Source organism: Streptomyces sp. NPDC044719 (genome assembly GCF_056433405.1).
The window spans coordinates 1-1569 of sequence record NZ_JBWKHE010000030.1 but is presented as its reverse complement, the minus strand read 5'-3'; the positions used below and the strand labels follow the sequence as shown (position 1 = coordinate 1569).

General features: G+C 67.4%; 1 protein-coding gene. It reads right to left on the bottom strand.

From position 1 onward, the window contains the following. On the bottom strand, positions 1–1569 hold a 1569-nt coding region (locus tag AC07DF_RS41315), incomplete at both ends, for a condensation domain-containing protein (protein WP_478982770.1).

Genomic DNA, 1569 nt, shown 5'->3' with positions numbered 1-1569 from the left:
TTCAGCACCGCCAGCACCGCCACCACCATGTCCACCGACCGCGGCAACGCCAGACCCACCAACTGCTCCGGACCCACACCGTGGCTGACCAGCACGCGCGCCAGCCGGTTCGCCCGCGCATTCAACTCCCTGTAGGAGAGGGAGGTGCCGCCGTCCGTGACCGCGATCGCCTCCGGGGTCAGCGCCGCCTGCGCCTGGAACAACTCAGGCACCGTGGCCTGCGGAACCGGCAGGCCAGTGTCGTTGTACTCCGTCAGCAACCGCTCGCGCTCCGCGGACTCCAGCACGTCGACCGCGACGACCCGCTGATCGGCGTCGGAGACCATCGCCTCGACCACGCGGCACAACCGCTCCACCATCCGCTGCGCAGCGGTTTCGTCGAACAGGCCGGTGTCGTGCCCGAGTTGAAGCTTCAGTGTCTCTCCGGGCAGTACTGCCAGACTCACCGGGTAATGCACGTCGTCGCGGCCTTCGCCCCCGGTGATCATCAACCCGCCGGGGAGGTCAGTACCATTTGCGCCGATGGGATAGTTCTCGAACACGTAGAGGGTGTCGAAGAGTTCACCCTGGCCGACGGCACGCTGGATGTCGGTCAGGCCCAGGTACTGGTGGTCGCTGAGCCGGGACTGCTCCTCCTGCACCCGGCCCATCAACTCGGCCAGCGACTGCGACGCATCGAGCCGGACACGCACCGGAACCGTGTTGATCAGCAGACCGACCATCTGCTCAATACCGGGAATCTGTGCAGGCCGCCCCGACACCGTCATACCGAAGACGACATCATCCCTGCCCGTCAGCCGGGCCAGCAACAACGCCCACGCCGTCTGCAGCACCGTGTTCACCGTCAGCCCATGCCGACGCGCCAACTCCGTAACACCAGCACTGACCTCGCCACTCAACGCAAGCGTCACCTCGCCACGGCTGCCGGCTTCGGAACGGTGACCGGCAGGCGCGAGCGTCGTCGGTTCCGCCCCGGCCAGCACCTCACGCCACACCTCCTCCGTCGCATTCCGGTCCTGCCGTGCCAGCCAGGCCGGATACGGCCGGTAGGGCACCGGCGCGGGCAGCGCACTGTCGTCCCCGCCTTGCCCATACAGCTCGAACAGCTCCCGCAGCACCAGCGGAGTCGACCAGCCATCCAGCAGAATGTGATGGTTGGTGATCACGAGCTTGTACCGGTCGGAGGCGAGGCGGATCACCAGGAAGCGCATGAGCGGCGCGCTGGCCATGTCGAAACGGGCTGCCCGTTCCTCCTCCAGCAGCCGCGCCACCCGCTCACGCTGACCCGCCCCGGAGTACTCGCGCAGATCAACCTCACGCCACGGCACACTCACCGAACCAGCGATCACCTGAACCGGCTCACCGTCACCGCCGGCCTGCCGGAAGCAGGCACGGAGACTGGCGTGCCGGCCCACCAGCACCTCCGCCGACCGCCGCAGCACCCCCGCATCCAGCGCACCACTCAGATCAAACGCCAGCTGGACGTTGTAGATGTCAGCGGCGTTCTCGTCGAACAGCGCGTGGAACAGCAGCCCTTCCTGCAACGGCGACAGCGGCAGCACATCCTCG